General features: G+C 67.4%; 16 protein-coding genes. 7 read left to right on the top strand and 9 right to left on the bottom strand.

The window, feature by feature from the left end; all coding sequences use genetic code 11:
• Positions 1-100 precede the first annotated feature (100 nt).
• A complete protein-coding gene (nadB, locus tag LDO27_RS16230) occupies positions 101-1699 on the top strand; it encodes an L-aspartate oxidase (RefSeq protein WP_224042755.1) in 1599 nt (532 codons plus the stop codon).
• An 80-nt stretch (positions 1700-1779) separates the two neighbouring features.
• On the opposite strand, the gene nadC is transcribed toward nadB, so the two are convergent.
• The 6 genes from nadC to purN form a co-directional block, all read right to left on the bottom strand.
• The gene (gene nadC, locus LDO27_RS16225) at positions 1780-2643 is read right to left on the bottom strand and encodes a carboxylating nicotinate-nucleotide diphosphorylase (RefSeq protein ID WP_224042753.1); all 864 of its coding nucleotides are present in this window, start codon (positions 2641-2643) and stop codon (positions 1780-1782) included.
• Positions 2640-3788, bottom strand: a complete 1149-nt coding sequence (nadA, locus tag LDO27_RS16220; protein WP_224042751.1) for a quinolinate synthase NadA — start codon at positions 3786-3788, stop codon at positions 2640-2642. The genes nadC and nadA overlap by 4 nt, the downstream gene beginning before the upstream one ends.
• 134 nt (positions 3789-3922) lie before the next feature.
• The gene (locus LDO27_RS16215; RefSeq protein WP_224042750.1) at positions 3923-5113 is read right to left on the bottom strand and encodes a DesA family fatty acid desaturase; all 1191 of its coding nucleotides are present in this window, start codon (positions 5111-5113) and stop codon (positions 3923-3925) included.
• Between the two features lie 339 nt (positions 5114-5452).
• Complete coding sequence (locus tag LDO27_RS16210; protein WP_224042749.1) at positions 5453-6826, bottom strand: mechanosensitive ion channel family protein; 1374 nt, start codon at positions 6824-6826, stop codon at positions 5453-5455.
• Between the two features lie 119 nt (positions 6827-6945).
• On the bottom strand, positions 6946-8358 hold the full coding sequence (locus LDO27_RS16205; RefSeq protein WP_222208216.1) for an RsmB/NOP family class I SAM-dependent RNA methyltransferase: 1413 nt from the start codon (positions 8356-8358) through the stop codon (positions 6946-6948).
• Positions 8355-9014, bottom strand: a complete 660-nt coding sequence (purN, locus tag LDO27_RS16200; RefSeq protein ID WP_224042748.1) for a phosphoribosylglycinamide formyltransferase — start codon at positions 9012-9014, stop codon at positions 8355-8357. Before purN ends, LDO27_RS16205 begins: the two co-directional genes overlap by 4 nt.
• A 247-nt stretch (positions 9015-9261) precedes the next feature.
• Here purN and LDO27_RS16195 point away from each other — a divergent pair, with 247 nt between their 5' ends.
• A complete protein-coding gene (locus tag LDO27_RS16195) occupies positions 9262-9921 on the top strand; it encodes a response regulator (RefSeq protein ID WP_222208220.1) in 660 nt (219 codons plus the stop codon).
• Positions 9922-9936: 15 nt separating this feature from the next.
• Here the strand turns inward: LDO27_RS16195 and LDO27_RS16190 are convergent, their stop codons facing one another.
• Positions 9937-11742: a hybrid sensor histidine kinase/response regulator gene (locus LDO27_RS16190; RefSeq protein WP_415809109.1), complete on the bottom strand. Its 1806-nt coding sequence runs from the start codon at positions 11740-11742 to the stop codon at positions 9937-9939.
• 218 nt (positions 11743-11960) lie between these two features.
• Between LDO27_RS16190 and LDO27_RS16185 the strand changes: the two genes are divergently transcribed.
• From LDO27_RS16185 to dut, 5 genes are all read left to right on the top strand, one after another.
• A complete protein-coding gene (locus tag LDO27_RS16185) occupies positions 11961-12977 on the top strand; it encodes a bifunctional riboflavin kinase/FAD synthetase (RefSeq protein WP_224042747.1) in 1017 nt (338 codons plus the stop codon).
• A 119-nt stretch (positions 12978-13096) separates the two neighbouring features.
• Positions 13097-16006 (top strand): isoleucine--tRNA ligase, encoded by a 2910-nt coding sequence (gene ileS, locus LDO27_RS16180; RefSeq protein ID WP_224042746.1) that lies wholly within the window; start codon positions 13097-13099, stop codon positions 16004-16006.
• Entirely contained in the window at positions 16006-16542 is a 537-nt protein-coding gene (gene lspA, locus LDO27_RS16175) for a signal peptidase II (RefSeq protein ID WP_224042745.1), read from the top strand. The genes ileS and lspA overlap by 1 nt, the downstream gene beginning before the upstream one ends.
• A gap of 63 nt (positions 16543-16605) precedes the next feature.
• Positions 16606-17802, top strand: coding sequence for a bifunctional phosphopantothenoylcysteine decarboxylase/phosphopantothenate--cysteine ligase CoaBC (coaBC, locus tag LDO27_RS16170; RefSeq protein WP_224042744.1), 1197 nt, complete (start codon positions 16606-16608; stop codon positions 17800-17802).
• Positions 17803-17871: 69 nt separating this feature from the next.
• Positions 17872-18372, top strand: a complete 501-nt coding sequence (gene dut, locus LDO27_RS16165) for a dUTP diphosphatase (RefSeq protein ID WP_224042743.1) — start codon at positions 17872-17874, stop codon at positions 18370-18372.
• Positions 18373-18397: 25 nt separating this feature from the next.
• Here dut and LDO27_RS16160 read toward each other — a convergent pair whose 3' ends face one another.
• Both LDO27_RS16160 and LDO27_RS16155 read right to left on the bottom strand, forming a co-directional pair.
• Positions 18398-19243, bottom strand: a complete 846-nt coding sequence (locus tag LDO27_RS16160) for a VOC family protein (protein ID WP_224042741.1) — start codon at positions 19241-19243, stop codon at positions 18398-18400.
• Between the two features lie 10 nt (positions 19244-19253).
• Positions 19254-20264: a tripartite tricarboxylate transporter substrate binding protein gene (locus LDO27_RS16155; protein WP_224042740.1), complete on the bottom strand. Its 1011-nt coding sequence runs from the start codon at positions 20262-20264 to the stop codon at positions 19254-19256.
• Positions 20265-20301 lie beyond the last annotated feature (37 nt).

The raw sequence follows: 20301 nt of genomic DNA, 5'->3' as shown, positions 1-20301 counted from the left end.
GCGGGGTTTTTGCTTTCTGGGCGGCCGTCACGCGCGTTGTCATGCGGTGTACACTTTCCGGCTTCACCGCTCAGCCCGGCGCCCCGCGCCCTCCCGCCCCATGAATTTCGACGTCGCCATCGTCGGCAGCGGACTGGCAGGCCTTACGGTCGCGCTGCAACTGGCCCACAGCCACAAGGTTGTCCTGATCAGCAAGCGCGACATGACTCAGGGCGCCAGCGATTGGGCCCAGGGCGGCATTGCCGCCGTGCTCGATTCCGGCGACAGCCACGACGAGCATATCGATGACACGCTGGTCGCGGGCGCGGGACTCTGCGACGAAGGAGCGACGCGCTATATCGTCGAGCACGGACGCGAAGCGATCCAATGGCTGATCGACCAGGGCGTGCCCTTCACCCGGGACGAGCAGGCCGAACTCGGCTACCACCTGACGCGCGAGGGCGGCCACAGCCGCCGCCGCATCATCCACGCCGCCGACGCGACCGGCCACGCGGTGGTTAGCACGCTCAGCGAGCGTGCCGCGCGCCATCCGAACATCACCGTCCTCGAAGACCATTGCGCGATCGACCTGATCACGTCGGCCAAGATGGGCCTGCCCGGCAATCGTTGCTACGGGCTGTACGTGCTGGACGACATCTCCGGCGAAGTCCGCACGATCACCGCAACCCATACGGTGCTGGCCACCGGCGGCGCCGGCAAGGTCTATCTCTATACGACCAATCCCGACACCGCCACCGGCGACGGCATCGCGATGGCCTGGCGGGCCGGCTGCCGCGTCGGCAATATGGAATTCATCCAGTTCCATCCGACCTGCCTCTATCACCCGTACGCGAAGTCCTTCCTGATCTCCGAGGCGGTGCGCGGCGAGGGAGGCTTGCTGGTGCTGCCCGACGGCACGCGCTTCATGCCCGAGCACGACGCCCGCGCGGAGCTCGCGCCTCGGGACGTGGTAGCCCGGGCCATCGACTTCGAGATGAAGAAGCGCGGTCTCGATTGCGTGTATCTCGATATCACGCATCAGCCCGCGGCCTTCCTCGAGGAACACTTTCCGACCATCCGCGCACGCTGCCTCGAACTGGGCATCGACATCACGCGGGAGCCGATCCCGGTCGTTCCCGCCGCGCACTACACTTGCGGCGGCGTGGTGACGGATACCTCGGGCCGTACCGATGTGGCCAATCTCTATGCAGTTGGAGAGACCGCCTGCACCGGCCTGCACGGCGCCAATCGCCTCGCCTCGAACTCGCTGCTGGAATGCATGGTGGTCGGACGCGCCGCCGCCGCCGACATCGCGGCCCAGGAGAAGGCGGGCCGGCCCGACTTTGCGTTGCCGGGCTGGGACGAAAGCCGGGTGTCCGACGCGGATGAGGAAGTCGTGGTCTCGCACAACTGGGACGAACTGCGCCGGATGATGTGGAACTACGTCGGCATCGTGCGCACCAGCAAGCGGCTGGAGCGGGCGCAACACCGCATCGGACTGCTGCGGGAGGAAATCAGCGAGTACTACGCCAACTTCCGGGTCTCCCGCGATCTGCTCGAGTTGCGCAATCTGGTGGAGGTCGCCGCGTTGATCGTGGACAGCGCCTATACCCGCCACGAAAGCCGCGGCCTGCATTTCAGCCGGGACTATCCGGAGACGTTGCCCAAGGCGCTGCCCACGGTCTTGCAGCCCCGGGCGCCGCGCAAGCAGACGAAGTAAGCCCGCGCACCGTACCAAGAAGAAGGGCCCGCGCTCCCTTTTGGAACGCGGGCCCTTCGCGGGCGGAGGATATGGAAGGCTCAGCCGACGATGCGCAGCGAATAGTCGGTCGCCCGCACGTCCTTGGTCAGCGCGCCGACCGAGATGCGGTCCACCCCGGTCTCCGCGTAGCCGCGGATCGTCTCCGCGTTGACCCCGCCCGATACCTCGAGCAGCGCGCGGTCTGCGTTGATTCGCACCGCCTCGCGCATCATCTCCACGGTGAAGTTGTCGATCAGCACCGACTTGGCGCCAGCCGCCAGCGCCTCCTCCAGTTCTTCGAGCGACTCCACCTCGATCTGCACCGTGGCGCCCGCTGCCACCGCGAAGGCCGCCTTCAGCGCGGCGGTGATACCACCGGCCGCCGCGATATGGTTCTCCTTGATCAAGATCCCGTCATACAGCGCAAGCCGCTGATTCTCTCCGCCGCCCATCTTGACCGCATACTTCTGCGCCAGCCGCAAACCCGGCAGCGTCTTGCGGGTATCGAGCACGCGCGCGCGCGTGTCGGCGATCAGGTCGGCGTAGTGCCGCGTCGCGGTAGCCACGCCCGAGAGCAACTGCAGGAAATTCAGCGAGGGGCGCTCCGCGGTCAGCAGCGAGCGCGCGGGGCCGGAGATTTCGCAGACCAGCGAATTGGCTTCCATGCTGGCCCCCTCCTGCTGGTGCCAGCGCACCTGCAGGCGCGGATCGACGGCGTGCATGCAGGCGTCGAACCACGGCTGGCCGCACAGCACCGCCTCGTCGCGCACGATCACGCGCGCCTGCGCCGGCTTGTCCTCGGGGACCAGCAGGCCCGTCAGATCGCCGCTGCCAAGGTCCTCCGCAATGGCCGCGCGCACGTTCTCGCGCACCGCCGCCACCAGGGCCGGGCCATAGCTGTCGAAAGTTGGGTTGGTCTTCATGCCGGTCCGACTCCCTGAAACAAGGCGTGCGCCTGCGCGAGGTCGGCGGCGGGCCGCACGTTGGCCTGCTGCTGCGCGGCGAAGCTGAGCATGCGGTCGATGCAGGTATGGGCGCGGCGCCCGATGTCCGGATCGACGTGGATTTCGTTGCGGCCGGTCTCCAGCACCTCGGCCAGATTGCTCAGCGCGTTCATCGCCATCCACGGGCAATGCGCGCAGCTCTTGCACGTGGCGCTGTTGCCGGCGGTCGGCGCCTCGATGAAGCGCTTGCCGGGTGCGGCCATCTTCATCTTGTGCAGGATACCGTTGTCGGTCGCGACGATGAACTCCCGGGCATCGAGGTCCCGCGCCGCGGCGATCAGTTGCGAGGTCGAGCCCACGACATCGGCCTGCGCGACGACGTTGGCCGGCGACTCCGGATGGACCAGAATCTTGGCCTGAGGAAACTCCCGGCGCAGCAGGTCCAGCTCGATCCCCTTGAACTCGTCGTGCACGAGGCACGATCCCTGCCACAACAGCATGTCGGCGCCGGTCTGCTGCTGGATGTAGCCGCCCAGATGCTTGTCGGGCGCCCACAGAATCTTCTCGCCGCGCGCGTGCAGATGCTCGACGATCTTCAGGCCGATGCTGGAGGTGACCATCCAGTCCGCCCGTGCCTTCACCGCGGCGCTGGTATTGGCGTAGACCACGACGGTGCGGTCCGGATGCGCGTCGCAGAACGCGGTGAATTCATCCGCGGGACAACCGAGATCCAGCGAGCAGGTCGCGTCCAGGTCCGGCATCAGGATGGTCTTTTCCGGGCTCAGGATCTTGGCGGTCTCGCCCATGAAGCGAACGCCGGCCACGACCAGCGTCTGGGCCGCATGATCCCGCCCGAAGCGCGCCATCTCGAGCGAGTCTGACACGCAGCCGCCCGTTTCCTCGGCCAGATCCTGCAAGTCGGAGTCGACATAGTAGTGCGCCACCAGCACCGCATTGCGCGCCTTGAGCAGCGCCTTGATGCGGCTCTTCAGCGCCTCGCGCTCGGGCTGGGTCAGCGTTGGCGGCACCTTGGCCCACGCATGGGCGACACAACTGCCGCCGGCGGCGTCATTCAGGGCGCCGGGCTTTTCGAACTCGACGGACTTGATGGTTTGCGGGGTCATTCTTCCGGAACTCCTCTTTGCCGCCCGTGCAAGGCGCCGATGGCGCGGCAACCGGTACTGAAGTAGGGGGAGTGAGTGTAGCGAAAAGAAAAGCCCCGCCTGGGGCGGGGCTTCTCGGGCGCGGGCAAATTCTATCAGGCGTAGCGGCGCAGGCGCAGCGAAAAGTCCTGAAGAGCCTGGATGCCGCTGGCCTCGGCGCGATGGCACCAGGCCTGCAATTGCTGCAGCAACTGTTCGCGGGTCAGGTTCGAGCGGCCCCAGATGGCGGCCAGTTCCCGGCGCATTTCCACGAAGGTGTGCAGCGCCGTGCTGTGCTGCACGATGGTCGCCAACTGGGCGCGCTGCGGCTCGGCCAGCTTGGTTTCCTCGCGATGGAACCACTTGCGGGCCGGCTTCAGGCTGGTGTACTCGGCCACGCGGGCTTCCTTCAGCTTCTCCAGTTCCTGCTTGTAGGCGCTCTTGACCGCCTTGGCATAGCGGGCCATCACGTCGTAGCGATTGGCGATGATTGCCTCGAGGGTGTTGTGGTCGACCGGGCGGGCATCCACCAGACGCGCTTTCGGCGGCGTCTTCTTCACCTTGGCCAGGCCGACGGCCTGCATCGCGCGGATATAGCCCCAGGCGATATCGAACTCGTACCACTTGATCGAGAACTTCGCCGACGTCGGGTAGGTGTGGTGATTGTTGTGCAGTTCTTCGCCGCCGATGATGATGCCCCACGGCGACACGTTGGTGGACGCGTCCTCGCAATCGTAATTGCGATAGCCCCACCAGTGGCCCAGGCCATTGATCACGCCGGCGGCGTGAATCGGAATCCACAGCATCTGGATGGCCCACACCGTCAGGCCGATCACGCCGAACAGGGCCAGGTCGATGATCAGCATCAGGCCGACGCCCTGCCAGGTAAAGCGCGAATACAGGTTGCGCTCGATCCAGTCATTGGGCGTGCCGTGGCTGAACTTGGCGATGGTTTCCTTGTTCTTGGCTTCGGCGCGATACAGCTCGGCGCCTTCGAGCAACACCTTGCGGATGCCGCGCGTCTGCGGGCTGTGGGGATCTTCCTCCGTCTCGCATTTGGCGTGGTGCTTGCGATGGATGGCAGTCCATTCGCGGGTCACCATGCCGGTGGTCAGCCAGAGCCAGAACCGGAAGAAATGCGCGGCGATCGGGTGCAGGTCCAGCGATCGGTGCGCCATGCAGCGGTGCAGATAGATCGTGACGCCCAGGATGGTGACGTGCGTCATCACCAGGGTGTAGATCACGATTTCCCACCATGACCAATTGGCGAGGCCGTTGGCGGCCCAGTCAAGCAATGTGTCGAACAATCCGTTCTCCGTGGATGAAACTATGTGCCTGAAGACATACGCAAACGGCATGCCTGCAAGGATAAGGGGCAGAAAAAAGACTGCGAATCTATTGATTGCGTCTTATGGCGCCGGCGCAGGCAGGTTGCCGTGCGCCGCGCGAGGCACGAGCCGCTGCAATCTGGCGGCTGTTGTGTGGGGTGTCTGAGGACATGCGGGATGCCGTGAAACTCCGCGACAACTGGCGATTCTACCGGATCGTGCAAATACCGGCATCCGCTTTTTCCCCGAGTTTGATGGAGGTCAAGGTATATCGTTCCTTGCGTGGTAGCAAAGGGAGACGATATTTTCCCGATGTGATCAACCGGCCACGGCGATACGTTCGCGCGCGTCGCGTTCCGGACCGGTAACTGGCGAGTCACCCTGGATCACCCGCAGTTCGCGCTGCGGATACGGAATGGAGATCCCGCGCGAGCGGAACGCCAGCCAGACCGCACGATTCATGTCGGACTGCACGCCTAGCTTGCCGTTCTGCGGATCGGCGATAAAGCCGGCCACTTCGTATTCGATGCCGTTGTCGCCGAACTGCACCAGGAATGCCGCGGGGGCCGGCTCCGCGACGAGCCGGGGGATGCCCCGCACCGCCTCGACCAGCACGGCCAGTACGGTTTCGGGGTCCGCATCGTAGTCGGCCTGCACACGCGTCGCGACCCTGACTTTGGTCTGGCCGAACGAGTGGTTCTGCACCGCCTGGGCCACCAGTTGCTCATTGGGCACCAGCGTCTCGCCATCCCCGTTGCGCACCACGGTATAGCGGGTACGGATCTGGGAAACGATGCCGGTGTACTTGTCCACGGTGATCTGGTCGCCCAGCTTCACCGAGCGGTCCAGCAGGATGATGAATCCGGAAATGTAGTTGCTGGCAATCTTCTGCAGGCCCAGCCCCAGCCCTACGCCCAGGGCGCCGCCGAACACCGACAGCACGGTGAGGTCGATGCCCACCAGCGACAGGCTCAGCAGCAGCGACACCAGCAGCAACAGGGCCTTGGAGATGCGCGTGAGCACCACCTTCACATTGGCGTCGATGCCGTCCGAGCGCATCAGCCGCTCCTCCAGCCAGGAGCCGAACCACAGCGCGACCAGCACCGTGACGAGAATCCACACACCGGCCATCAGCAGGCTGGCGACGCTGATGCTCTGCTTGGCACCGACGGCGAAGCGCACCGACTGCAGCCACAGCACCACATCCGACAACACGCCCAGCACGTACAGCAGCATGCCCACCCACACCACGGTGGTCAGCACCTTCTCGGCCAGTAGCAGCATGCCTTGCAGCCCGCCGTTGCCGGACAGCACGCGCCGCAGCACATAGAACGCCAGGTAGAGCGACGTGATGCCAAACAGGGGCACCAGGGCCAGCCGCAGCACGCTGACCTGCATCAGCGACGCCAGCCCGAAGCGCGCGATCAATACGAGCACCCAGGCGAACAGCGGAAACATTGCCCGCTCCAGGCTGGCCGCGGCGAAGCGCAGCGCGAAGCTGGACCCGGCATAGCGCGCATCGACACGCCGGGCGACATGGCGCGCCAGCGGCCAGGCGAGCAGCACGCAACCGGCCAGCACGACGAGCTGCCAGATAAACCCGGGCCCGCCGGCATCGCGCAACAGGTCATTGAGCATTTTGCCGAGCATCGCATTGGTGCCGGCAAGGTCGGTCAGCGTATTCGCGTTCATGGGTGGCAGGCGCGCCGCGGGCCCGCGGCGCCGAGGGCGCGGTGGTGGTTCGAGTCAGTCAGTGTGGAACAGCGTGTAGACCGCCAGGCGCCGGCGGGCGCCTGGCGGCGGTTTGCCGGTCAGCTCGCGCGCTCGAGCACGGCGGCGAAGAAGCCGTCGGTCTGATGCAGATGCGGATACAACGCGAGCACGTCGGCATCCTCGGCCAGGCCCGGTACGGCGATTTTCTGCTCGGCCAGCACCTGCGCGACGGGGACGAGACGGAATTCCGGATGCCCGGCCAGGAAGTCGCGCACGATGGCCTCGTTCTCGGCCTCCAGCACGCTGCACGTCGCGTAGACCACGCGCCCGCCGGCCTTCACCAGCCGCGCGGCGGATGCCAGGATGGCGGCCTGCTTGGCCGTCAGCTCGAGCACCGACTGCGGCGTCTGGCGCCATTTGAGGTCCGGATTGCGGCGCAGCGTGCCCAGGCCGCTGCACGGCGCGTCCACCAGCACGCGGTCGATCTTGCCGGCCAGCCGCTTGACCTTCGGGTCCTGCTCGGAATCGATCAGCACCGGATGGACGTTGGACAGACCGCTGCGCGCCAGGCGCGGCTTCAGGTTGCCCAGGCGCTTGTCGGAAACGTCGAAGGCGTAGAGCCGGCCCGTCGAGCGCATCAGCGCGCCCAACGCCAGGGTCTTGCCACCGGCGCCGGCGCAGAAATCGACCACCATCTCGCCCCGGCGCGGCCCCACCAGGTGGCAAAGCAACTGGCTGCCCTCGTCCTGCACCTCGACGAGACCGTTGATATAGCTTGGCAACTGGTTCAGCGCGGGCTTGCCGGACAGGCGGATGCCGGTGGGCGCCATGGGCGTCGGCTCGGCACCCAGGCCGGCCGCTTCCAGTTCGGCCAGCGCCGCTTCGCGCGAGCCCTTCACCAGATTCACCCGCAGGTCCAGCGGCGCCGGGCGCAGCCACGACTCGGCCAGCGCCAGCGTGAATTCCTCGCCATGCCGCGCCACCAGGTCGTTGAACAGCCATTCCGGCAGGTTTGCCCGCACACGCGGCGCGAGGCTGGCGCGCTCGATGGTCATCAGGCGGTCGAGCCATTCGGCCTCTTCCGCATGCAGGAATGGCGTCAGCGCGTCGCGACCGAGCGTGGCGGCCAGTCCCAGCAGCGCCAGCCGGCGCGGCGCCGCGCCGCTGCCGCTCTCGGCAAACTGCGACAGCTCCACGCGCCGGCGCAGTACCGCGAACACCGCCTCGGCGATGATGCCGCGCTCGCGATGGCCCAGCTTGCTGTTCTCGCGGAAGTAGTAGCTGACGACCGCGTCCGCGGGCCGCGCGAACAGCATCACCTTGCCGAGCAGCCGGTCGATGTGCTGGATATGGGCGGCATGCAGGCCGCCGTGCACGCGGGGCTGTCCGTCGGCCTGCGGGGCCTTGCGCAGCGGCGTCGGCTTGCGCTTGCCGCGGCCGGGCTGGCGGGCGCCGCCCTGCTCTGCGCGCGCGGCGCCGGCGTTGCGCGCGGGGGCGTCGTGGCGGCTCATTGTTGGCCTCCCAGCGCGGGCGCGGCAATAGTCGTCAGCAACTGCGGCTCGGGCGGCTCCACTTGCACCACCCCGTCGCGGATGCGCAGGCGGTCGTCAACGAACCAGCCCACCGCGCGCGGATAGATCTCATGCTCGATGGCGAGCACGCGCTCGGCCAGCGTTTCGGGCGTATCGCTGCGCTGCACGTCGAGCGCGGCCTGGATGACGATGGGTCCGTGATCGAGCGCGGCGGTCACGAAATGCACCGTCACGCCGTGGATCTTGACGCCCGCCTCCAGCGCCTGCCGATGGGTATGCAGACCGGGGAAGCAGGGCAGCAGCGAGGGATGGATGTTCAGCATGCGTCCCGCGTAGTGCTCGACGAACTCGGGGGTCAGGATGCGCAGGAAACCGGCCAGCACGACCAGATCCGGAGAATGCGCGTCGATGGCCTTGGCCAGCGCCTTGTCGAAGCTGTCGCGGTCCGGATATTGGCGGTGATCGACGACGCCGGCCGCGATGCCCTGCTCCGCGGCGAATTTGAGCCCCTCGGCGTCGGGGCGGTTGGACAGGACGGCCGCGACGCGCGCAGGCCAGCCCTGTTCGGAGCAGGCCCGGACGATGGCCTCCATATTGGTGCCACGTCCGGAAATCAGGATGACGATATTTTTCATCGCGCAATTCTACCAAGCCGGGAGGCGCCAACGGTCGACGCGAGACCGGATGGGGCCGAAATGATGGGAACACGCCAGCATTGCCGTCCCGACGGCCGGTGTCCCACTGTTGTTATGACGCGGCTATCGGCTTTGCGGATTGTTAGCCCCCCGCCGCTCTGCTAGAGTGACCGCTAGCGTCCACGCCCCGCTTCCCCCAGGAAACGGGTGACAACAAGGACGATGTCATATCTTGACGGGAAATCGCATGTCGCACGCTGCACCGACTTTGCTGGTGGTCGACGACCACCCCATGGCACTGTCCGGCACCACCGCATTCCTTGCGGAAGTCATGCCAGACGTCGCCGTCCACGCCGCAGGAAGTGCCAAGGAGGCATTGGGTACGCTGCAACGGGGCCTGAAACCGGACATCGTGCTGCTCGATATCTGGCTGAACGACGGCACGGGGTTCGACGCCATGCAGGCGTTGAAATCGCTGATCCCGGGGGCCCGCTTCATCTTCATGTCCGCCGAGGCCACGCCGGAAATCGTCAGCCGTGCCCGCGCCCTGTCGGCCTGCGGCTTCGTGGGCAAGCACCTGGACGCCAACGCCTTTTCCGAAGCCGTGCGCCGCGTGCTCGCCGGCGACACCTCGTTTCCCACCGCGGAAGCCCTGAGCGGCCAGGCCGGAAGCTTCGGTCCCGCCCATGGGATTCCGGTCACGCCGGCCGAGCTGGGGCTCACGCCGCGCCAGGGCTCGGTACTGGCGCTGGTGCTGGAAGGTCTGCCGAACAAGGTCATCGCCCGGCGGCTGGGGTTGACCGAGAACACGGTCAAGGAACATGTATCCGCGATCCTGCAACGGCTTGGGGTACGTACCCGGATGCAGGTGATGTCCCGCATGGAGCGGTTCCGGCTGCGGCAGTAACGCAACGGCCCGATGTCACGCCGGCCGCAGCCAGCGCCGCAGCAGCATCCGCAGCGAGGCCGGGTCGACGGGCTTGGGAATCACGAAGTAGCCGGCCTCCTCGGCGGCCGCCAGCGCATCGGACTTCAGGTCCCCGGTGAGCAGCGCGCTGCGCGCCTGGGGTTGGGTGTTCTGCCAGCGCTCCAGCAGGTCCAGGCCATTCTCGCTGCCGGGCAGACGCAGGTCGCAAAAGATGATGTCGGGCTTGAGCCCCGAGGCGAACAGCCGGTCCGCTTCCGCGCCATGCGCGGCACACGCGACCTGCACGCCCCAGGCTTCCATCAGCGCGATCCACGCCTTGCGAATCTGGCTGTCGTCGTCGACCACCAGCACCGAGCCGCGCAGCCTGTCCGGCTTGCTGTCGCGCGCCAGCGTCGCGGCGCGGACGGCGCGAATCGAGGCCACCGTCTCCTCCGGCACCAGACCGAGCGCGAACCAGAACACCGATCCCTTCCCGGGCACGGAACGCACGCCGTAGGTCCCGCGCATCAGGCGGACGCACTCCTTGAAGATGGCCAGCCCCAGCCCCAGCCCGTGCGAGGGATCGCGCTCCTGGTTGTGGACCTGGTAATACGGCGAAAAGATATCGGGCAGGTGCTCCGGCGTGATGCCGGCGCCGGTGTCCCATACCTCCAGGCGCACATGCTTGCGCCGCTGGCGTGCGGTGACGAGCACCCCGCCTCGCTCGGTGTATCGCAGCGCGTTCTGCACCAGGTTGAACAGCGCCCGGCGCAGCAGCACCGGCTCCGCCATCGCATACAGCTCGGCGGGCACGCGCGGCGACAGCGTCAGGCCACTTTCCCGCGCGTCCGCGGCGAACTGGCTGATAACCTCGCGGATCACGTCCCCCAGCTCGCACGGCTCCAGCGTGGGCAGCACCTTGCGCCCTTCCAGCTTGGACAGGTCCAGCAGCGAGCGGAACAGCAGGTCGATGGTCTGCGTGCCGGCCGCCACCTGCTCGACCAGCGGGTGCAGGGACGATGACCGGTTGCGCGCCCGCAGCGCCTCCACGAGCATCACGAGCGCATGCACCGGCTGGCGCAGGTCGTGGCTGGCGGCGGCGAGGAAACGCGACTTTTCCTCGCTGGCATGCAGCGCGCGTTCTTTTTCTTCCTGGAATTGCTTGGCGAGCCGGCGGCTCTCGCTCTCCAGCTGGATCGCCCGCACCAGGGTCCGGTTCAGGTTCAGCGCATGGCGCGACAGCATCAGCGAGTAGATCACCAGCAGCAGCTGGATATAGGTGCCATGCCCCGGAAACGCATACTCGGCGAGCAGCATGTTCGGCACCAGGATCGGAATGCCGGCGTAGACGAGGTTCGACGGCGCCGGCGATTGCGAGGTGGTGCTGCCGGCCAGCACGCCGAGCGTGAGCAGGAACAACGCTCCGGAAAACACCACCGAGGTCGAATAGAGGTGCAGCACGGCGGAGCTGCCCCAGGTCATCCCGTTCAGGATGGCCACGCCGCGCATATGGCTCCACCATTTGCGCGTATGGGCCGAGCGGCTCATGGTGACCCCGTCGCGCCGGTAGCCGAAGTAGAACCAGCCGGTGCCGAGCGCCTGCAGCAGCATGACCGCGCACCATCCGAGCAGGGCGCGATGCTGGGCGTCGTTCCAGAACGCGATCGCGGTGAGAGCCGGCAGCAGCAGGGAGGCGACGATGCCGCTCGGCGCGACGCGATGGACGGTGGCGAGCAGCTTGGCCTGCGTATCGGCGTCCAGCGGCCGTGCCGGAGGAGGCAGAAGTCGAGGCCAGCTTCGTGGCAGGATCCGGCTGAGCAGCGCGTTCAAACTGAAAAGGGGCGAGAGGCGGACGAAAAGAAGGCCCAGCGCGTGGACCGGCGCCTATCATGCCGGCTTTTGCCAGGCCGCGCCACGGCGGGGCGGCTGTTTCGCCACACAATTGGGGGGCGCAGGCGGTCCGCCGGGCGCCCGGCGACGGAATCGCGCGCCGTTCGCCTTATAATGCTCGCTTTATCCGAACGCTCGTCGCCGTCCCCGTGAAAGTCTTCCGCGGCCTGCCCAATGCCGAAAGCCGTGCGCCGTGCGCGCTGACCATCGGCAATTTCGACGGTGTGCATCGCGGCCACCAGTCTTTGCTCGCCCGCGCGCGGGCCGCTGCCGATGCCCGCGGCCTGCCGCTGTGCGTGATGACGTTCGAGCCCCACCCGCGGGAATTCTTCAGCCCCGACAAGGCCCCGGCGCGCATCGCCATGCTGCGCGACAAGCTCGACAGCCTGCGCCGGCACGGCGTCGACCGGGTCGTCGTCGAACACTTCAACGCCCATTTCGCGGGCCAATCTCCCGAAGCCTTCGTCGAGAACGTGCTCTGGCACGGCCTGCACGCCCGCTGGTTGCTGGTCGGCGACGATTTCCGTTTCGGCGCCCGGCGCGCTGGCGACTTCGCATACCTGGAGCAGGCCGGCAAGCGCTACGGGTTCGACGTCGAGCAGATGGGCTCGATCTCCGAGGGCGGCATCCGGATCTCCAGTTCGGCGGTGCGCCAGGCGCTGGCCGAAGGCGATCTCGAGCACGCGCGCCGGCTGCTCGGCCATGGCTACGTCATCAGCGGCCACGTGATCCATGGCCGCAAGCTGGGCCGCGACCTGGGCTTTCCCACGCTCAACCTGCGCATTTCGCACAAGCGCCCGGCGGTCAGCGGCATTTTCGTGGTGCAGGTGCATGGCCTGGCCGATCATCCGCTGCCCGGCGTGGCCAGCATCGGGGTGCGGCCGACCATCGAGGACGCCGGCCGCGTCCTGCTGGAAGTGCATCTGTTCGACTTCGACCGCACGGTCTACGGCCACATCGTGCAGGTTGAATTCATGAAGAAGCTGCGCGACGAGGCGCGCTTCGATTCGCTGGAAGCGCTGACCGCCGCCATCGCCAAGGACAGCGCCGACGCCCGCGCCTTCTTCGGCATGACGGTGCCCGACGGGGCGGCGTCGCCGGGAGCGGACGCGGGCGGCAGGGACTTGTCCCGGCGCGCCACCTCGGCCACCGACCGAATTAGCTAGCGGCCGGCCTGCGCCAGCGCAGACCGGATCACCGCCCAGCCCCACGAATCATCGCCCTACCGCGCCGGCCAGCCAGCCATGCCCGCCGCGCGCCAACCGAACTGCTTTCGAGAATTTCCATGTCCGACCCGAAGTCGAAGTCCGGCGGCAAGAACGCCAAACCCGAAAAGAGCAAATACCCGGTCAATCTGCTGGACACGCCGTTCCCCATGCGGGGCGACCTGCCCAAGCGCGAGCCGCTGTGGGTCAAGCAATGGCAGGACAAGCAGCTGTACAAGAAGATCCGCGCCGCGCGCAAGGGGGCGAAGAAGTTCGTGCTGCACGATGGCCCGCCGTATGCCAACGGCGACATCCATATCGGCCATGCGGTCAACAAGGTGCTCAAGGACATGATCATCAAGGCGCGCGGGCTGACCGGGCTCGACGCCGTCTACGTGCCCGGCTGGGATTGCCACGGCATGCCGATCGAGATCCAGATCGAGAAGCAGTTCGGCAAGGGCCTGCCGGTGCAGGAGGTCCAGGCCAAGGCGCGCGCCTATGCCACCGAGCAGATCGCCCGCCAGAAGGCGGACTTCGAGCGGCTGGGCGTGCTGGGCGACTGGGACCATCCCTACCTGACCATGAATCTGCGCAACGAGGCGGACGAGCTGCGCGCGCTGGGCAAGATCATGGAAAAGGGCTATGTGTTCCGCGGCCTGAAGCCGGTGAACTGGTGCTTCGACTGCGGCTCGGCGCTGGCCGAGGCGGAGGTCGAATACAAGGACAAGACCGACCTGTCGATCGACGTGGGCTTTCCGTTCGCCGAGACCGACAAGCTGGCCCACGCCTTTCACGTGCCGCTGGAGCGGCTGCAGGGCAAGCCGGGCTGGATCGTGATCTGGACCACCACGCCCTGGACGATTCCCTCCAACCAGGCGCTGAACCTGCATCCGGAAGTGGAATACGCGCTGGTGGACACGCCGCGCGGCTTCCTGATCCTCGCCACCGAGCGGGTCGAGGAGCAGCTGAAGACCTACGAACTGCAGGGCGAGGTCGTGGCCACCTGCGCCGGGGCGGCACTGACGGAGGTGCGCTTCCACCATCCGCTGGCGAAGATGGACGCGGGCTATGACCGCCTGTCGCCCGTGTACCTGGGCGACTACGTCACCACCGACACCGGCACCGGCGTGGTTCACTCCGCGCCCGCCTATGGCATCGAGGATTTCCAGTCCTGCAAGGCGCACGGCATGTCGGACCACGACATCATCAGCCCCGTGATGGGCGATGGCGTCTACGCCAGCACGCTGCCGCTGTTCGGCGGCCTGTCGATCTGGGATGCCAACCCGAAGATCGTCGAGGCGCTCAAGGCCTCCGGCAACCTGTTCAACTCGCACCGCTACACCCACAGCTACATGCATTGCTGGCGCCACAAGACGCCGATCATCTATCGCGCCACCTCGCAGTGGTTCGCGGGCATGGACGTGACACCGGTGGACAACGGCGCCTCGCTGCGCGAGACCGCGCTCGCCGGCATCGACGCCACGGCCTTTTACCCCGGCTGGGGCAAGCAGCGGCTGCACAACATGATTGCGCACCGTCCGGACTGGACGCTGTCGCGCCAGCGCCAGTGGGGCGTGCCGATGGCGTTCTTCCTGCACAAGGAAACCGGCGCCCTGCACCCGCGCACGCCCGAACTGCTCGAGGCGGTGGCCCAGCGCGTGGAGAAGGAAGGCATCGAGGCCTGGCAGACGCTGGATACCCAGCGCTTCCTGGCCGAGTTCGGCGAGTCCCAGCCCGAGATGTACGAGAAGAACCGCGACACGCTGGACGTGTGGTTCGACTCCGGCACCACGCACTGGACCGTGATCCGCGGCTCGCACCGCGACGACCTGTACGATCCGGCCGCCGACACGCCCGACGGGCGCCTGGCCGACCTGTATCTGGAAGGCTCGGACCAGCACCGCGGCTGGTTCCACTCGTCGCTGCTGACCGCCTCGATGCTGTACGGCAAGCCGCCGTACAAGGCGCTGCTCACCCACGGCTTCACCGTGGACGGCGAAGGCCGCAAGATGTCCAAGTCGGTCGGCAACACCGTGTCGCCGCAGGAGGTCTCGAACAAGATGGGCGCCGAGATCATCCGACTGTGGGTGGCCTCGACGGACTACTCCGGCGAGCTGTCGATCTCCGACGAGATCCTGAAGCGCGTGGTGGAGAGCTACCGCCGCGTGCGCAACACGCTGCGCTTCCTGCTCGCCAACCTGACCGACTACGACCACGCCCGTGATGCGCTGCCCGCCTCGGAATGGCTGGAGATCGACCGCTATGCCGTTGCGCTGACCGCACAGCTGCAGAAGGAAGTGCTGTCGCACTACGAGGTCTACGAATTCCACCCCGTGGTCGCCAAGATGCTGACCTTCTGCTCGGAGGACCTCGGCGGCTTCTATCTGGACGTGCTCAAGGACCGCCTGTACACCACGGCGCCCGACTCGAAGGATCGCCGCGCCGCGCAGAACGCGCTGTACCACATCACCCAGGCGATGCTGCACTGGATGGCGCCCTTCCTGTCCTTCACCGCCGAAGAGGCGTGGCAGGTCTTCGGCCACGGCACCGAACACACGGACACCATCTTCACCAGCACCTACTACGACCTGCCGGCGGTGGACGAGGCCGACGACCTGCTGCAGAAGTGGCACGCCATCCGCAACGTGCGCGCCGAGGTGACCAAGCAGCTCGAGGCCATCCGCGTCGAGGGCGAGATCGGTTCGTCGCTGCAGGCGGAGGTGCTGATCCAGGCCGGCGGGCCGGTACTGGAGGCGCTGCGCAGCCTTGACGACGACCTGCGCTTCGTGCTGCTGACCTCGGCTGCCTCGGTCGCCCCGGCCCCCGAAGGCGGCGACCTGCTGGTCACTGTCACGCCGTCCGTGCACGCCAAGTGCGAGCGCTGCTGGCACTACCGCGCCGACGTCGGCCACGACCCCGCCCATTCCACGCTTTGCGGCCGTTGCACCAGCAATCTGTTCGGTGCCGGCGAACACAGGAGGCACGCCTGATGGCCAGCACGTCTTCACGGCCCGCGCGTGCGCGTGGCACCCGCAGCGCCCAGCGGCGCAACACGACCACGCCGCTGCTATGGATGGCGTTCGCGCTGCTGGTGGTGGTGCTGGACCAGTTCCTGAAGATCCTCGTAGTGCGCGAGTTCGCCTACGGCGAATCGCGTCCGGTCACCAGCTTCTTCAATCTCGTGCTGGTCTACAACAAGGGCGCCGCCTTCAGCTTCCTCGCCGACGCGGGCGGCTGGCAGCGCTGGTTCTTCACGGTGCTCGGGCTGGCGGTTGGTGGCTTCATCGTCTGGATGCTGTTCCGCCATACCGGCCAGAAGCTGTTCTGCCTGGCGGTCTCGCTGATTCTGGGCGGCGCCATCGGCAACGTGATCGACCGCATCGCCTACGGCCACGTGGTCGACTTCCTCGACTTCCACCTGCGCGGCTATCACTGGCCGGCGTTCAACCTGGCCGATTGCGCCATTACGGTGGGCGCCGTCCTGATCATCGTCGACGAACTGCGGCGCGTGCGCCGCAACGGGTGACGGCGCGCCGCGCTCGCGCGGCGCGGCCGGTATGATTGGCGTTTTCCTTCTGACGAGCCCTCCATGGATCTGCGCGGCAAGCATCTCGTTCTCGGACTGACCGGCGGCATCGCCTGCTACAAGTCGGCGGAACTCGTCCGGCTGCTGACCAAGGCGGGCGCCACCGTGCAGGTGGTCATGACCGAGGCCGCTACCCAGTTCATTACGCCGGTCACGATGCAGGCGCTGTCGGGCCGCACCGTCTTTACGTCCCAGTGGGACGCCCGCGTCGGCAACAACATGGCGCATATCGACCTGTCGCGGGAAGCCGATGCGATCGTGATCGCGCCCGCATCCACCGACTTTCTCGCCCGGCTCGCGCACGGACTGTGCGACGACCTGCTCAGCACGCTGTGCATCGCCCGCGATTGTCCGCTGCTGGTCGCCCCGGCGATGAACCGGCAGATGTGGGGCGCCCTGCCGACCCAGCGCAACGTCCGCCAGCTGCGCGCCGACGGCGTGGCCATTCTCGGCCCCGGCAGCGGCGATCAGGCCTGCGGCGAGACCGGCGATGGCCGCATGCTCGAGCCGGAAGAACTGCTGGACGAGATCATTGCCTTCTTTCAGCCCAAGCCGCTGGCGGGGCGCCGGGTGCTGATCACGGCCGGCCCCACCTTCGAGGCCATCGACCCGGTGCGCGGCATCACCAACCGGTCCTCGGGCAAGATGGGCTTCGCCATCGCCCGCGCGGCGCGGGAAGCCGGCGCCGAGGTGCTGCTGGTGGCCGGCCCGACCGGCCTGCCCACCCCGCGCGGCGTGCTGCGTACCGATGTACAGAGCGCCCAGGATATGCACGACGCCGTCATCGGGCAGCTTGCCGGCGCCGACGTCTTCATCGCCGTGGCCGCCGTCGCCGACTGGCGGCCGGCCGAGGTCGCCGAGCAAAAGCTCAAGAAGGCCAACGACACCGACACCCCGACGCTGCGCTTCGTACAGACGCCAGATATCCTGGCCGCCGTCGCCGCGCGTCCGGATGCCCCCTACTGCGTGGGCTTCGCGGCCGAGAGCGAGAATCTGGAGCAGTACGGCGAGCAGAAGCGCCAGCGCAAGGGCGTGCCGCTGCTGGTGGGCAATATCGGCCACCATACATTCGGCCGCGACGACAACGAAATCGTGCTGTTCGACGCCAACGGCATCACCCGGCTACCGCGCGCCGACAAGCTCACGCTGGCCCGCCATCTGGTTGGTGCCATTGCCGAGCGGCTGCCGGCCCGGCGCTGACATGGGGAACGGGGCGCGATCCTGCCGCCCCGGCCCTCCTACCTCTACCTTTCACCCAGCAGTCTTCCCATGAGCCAAGCACTGAAGCCCTCTGTCGAAATCAAGGTCCTGGACGCGCGCCTGAACGAATGGGGCCTGCCGGCTTACCAGAGCGACATGGCCGCCGCCATCGACCTGCACGCCTGCATCGACGGACCGCTGACCATCGAAGCCGGCACGCCGGCGCAGCTGGTGCCGGCCGGCATCGCGGTGCATATGGGCAACCCGTACATGGCCGCCACCATCGCCCCGCGCTCGGGGCTGGGCCACAAGAAAGGCCTGGTGCTGGGGAATTCGATCGGCGTGATCGACGCCGATTACCAGGGGCCGATCATGGTGAGCGTGTGGAACCGCAACGCGCCGGGCACCGACCCGATCGTGATCCAGCCCGGCGAGCGCATCGCGCAGATGATGTTCGTGCCGGTGCTGCGCCCGGTCTTTACGACGGTTCAGGAGTTTTCCACGGATACGGCCCGTGGCGCCGGCGGCTTCGGCTCGACCGGCGTGCACCATGCCGGCCAGCCCGGCTGACGCCGTCAGCGCGGCGGGAAAGCCCTCAGGCCGGCTGCTCGAACAGCAGCGCCACGCCGGCCGCCGCTTCCGCCGGAATCAGCGTTTCGCCGGCGCTCAGGTCCAGCGCCGGCACCCCGGCCGCGCGCCACAGCTCGCGCGCCTCGGCCAGGCGGTCGGTGCGCAGCCGGATCGCCGCGTAGCCCGGCACGGCGCGGCGGATATGCCCGGTGCCCGTGGCGGACGCCAGCGCCTGCGGCGTGGTCACCACCAGCGCCGCGTCGCCGACGGTCAGGCTGCAGATATGGTCGCTCAACTGGGTCATCTCGCCGCCGGTCAGCTCGGCGTAGGCCCGGCCCGCCGCGTCGACCAGCGCCGGCGCCACTACCAGGAACATCGCGGCGATGGCCGTCGCGCCGTTGGCATGCGCCGTCCATTCGGGCCGCCACAGCAGCTCGGGCGTGCGGTGCTCGCAAACGAAGAAGCGCGCGCCGGGCGCGTCGTCGATGGCGGTGACGCGGAACGTCGCGGGATGCTCGGTGCCGTCGTCCAGCTGCACCGGCCGCGAGAACTCGATCGGATCGGAGGTATGCCAGCCGTCGCCGCGCAGGCGCGCCGCGGTCGCGAACGCGTCGCCGCTCTTGCATGACATCGCCACGCAGCCGCCGCCCTGCTGCTGGGCGTTCCAGTAATACTGGCGGTTGGGGCTTGGCGCGGTGACGTGCAGCAGTTCGACGTAGTCGCGCTCCAGCATCACGCAGTGGTTCTGCGAGCCCAGCGTATGGAAGCCGCGCGGGGTCAGCGTAAAGCCGAGCCGGCGCCAGGCGTCCGCCGCGGCCTGCAACTCCGTGCAAACCACCACGGCATGGTCGAATGGTTCGCTTGCGGTCATCGGTGTCTGCTCAGTCGAATTGGATATTGGCCTTGCGGGCGACCGCATACCACTTGTCGTGTTCCTGCCGCACCAGATTGCCCAGGTCCGCCGGGCTGCCCGCAACGATCTCGAAACCTTGGGCGCCCAGCGCCTCCACCACGCGAGGCATGCGCAGCGCTCCCGCCAAGGCGTCGTGCATCCGCGTAACGACCGCGGTGGACATGCCGGCCGGGCCGAACACGCCGATCCACGAATACGCCTCGAAGCCCGGATAGCCCTGTTCCGCCACCGTCGGCACCTGCGGCAGTTGGCGCAACCGGCTGGTGCCCGTCACGCCCAGTACCTTGATGGTCTTGGCGGCCACGTGCGCCTGTACGGCGGCGTAGCTGGAGAAGAACAGGTCGACATCGTTGGACAGCACCGCCTGTACCGCCGGCCCCCCGCCCTTGTAGGGCACGTGGAGCATGCGCATGCCGCTTTCGGTGGCCAGCGCCTCCGCGGCCAGCTGGTTCAGGCTGCCGACCCCCGACGAGGCATAGCGCACCGATTCGGGCTTTTGCCGTCCCAACTCGACCAGTTCGCGCACGTTGGAAACGGGCAGCGAAGGATGGGCCGCCAGCACCAGCGGAAAACGCACCAGCTGCGACACTGGCGTGAAATCGCGGAAGGTGTCGTAGGGCAGCTTCTTGTAGGCGAACGGGTTGATGGCGTGGGTATCGAAAGCCATCAGGAAGGTGTGGCCGTCCGGGCGGGCGCGGGCCACCGTGCTCGAGGCGATCAAACCGCCGGCACCGGGCTTGTTGTCGACCACCACGGTCTGGCGCAGACCGGCCTTCAGGCCTGGCTGCAGCTGGCGGGCGACGATATCGACGCTGCCTCCGGGCGGGAAAGGCAGCACCATCGCAATCGGGCGGGAACCGCCGCGGGCGGATTCCTCGTCGGGGACGGCGTGGCCGGGCAGCGGCAGGGCCGAGATCGCGCCCAGCGGCAACGATTTCAGCAGCATGCGACGCAGTCGGCTGCAATCGGATCGGGACATCGGGTACTTGGGTGGCTTACGGAAATGCAACAACGCT

Origin of the sequence: Cupriavidus respiraculi, from assembly GCF_914271545.1 — a bacterium.
GTDB classification, from domain to species: domain Bacteria; phylum Pseudomonadota; class Gammaproteobacteria; order Burkholderiales; family Burkholderiaceae; genus Cupriavidus; species Cupriavidus respiraculi.
Note: the sequence above shows the minus strand (reverse complement) of the source record. Positions and strands in the feature narration are given on the sequence as shown.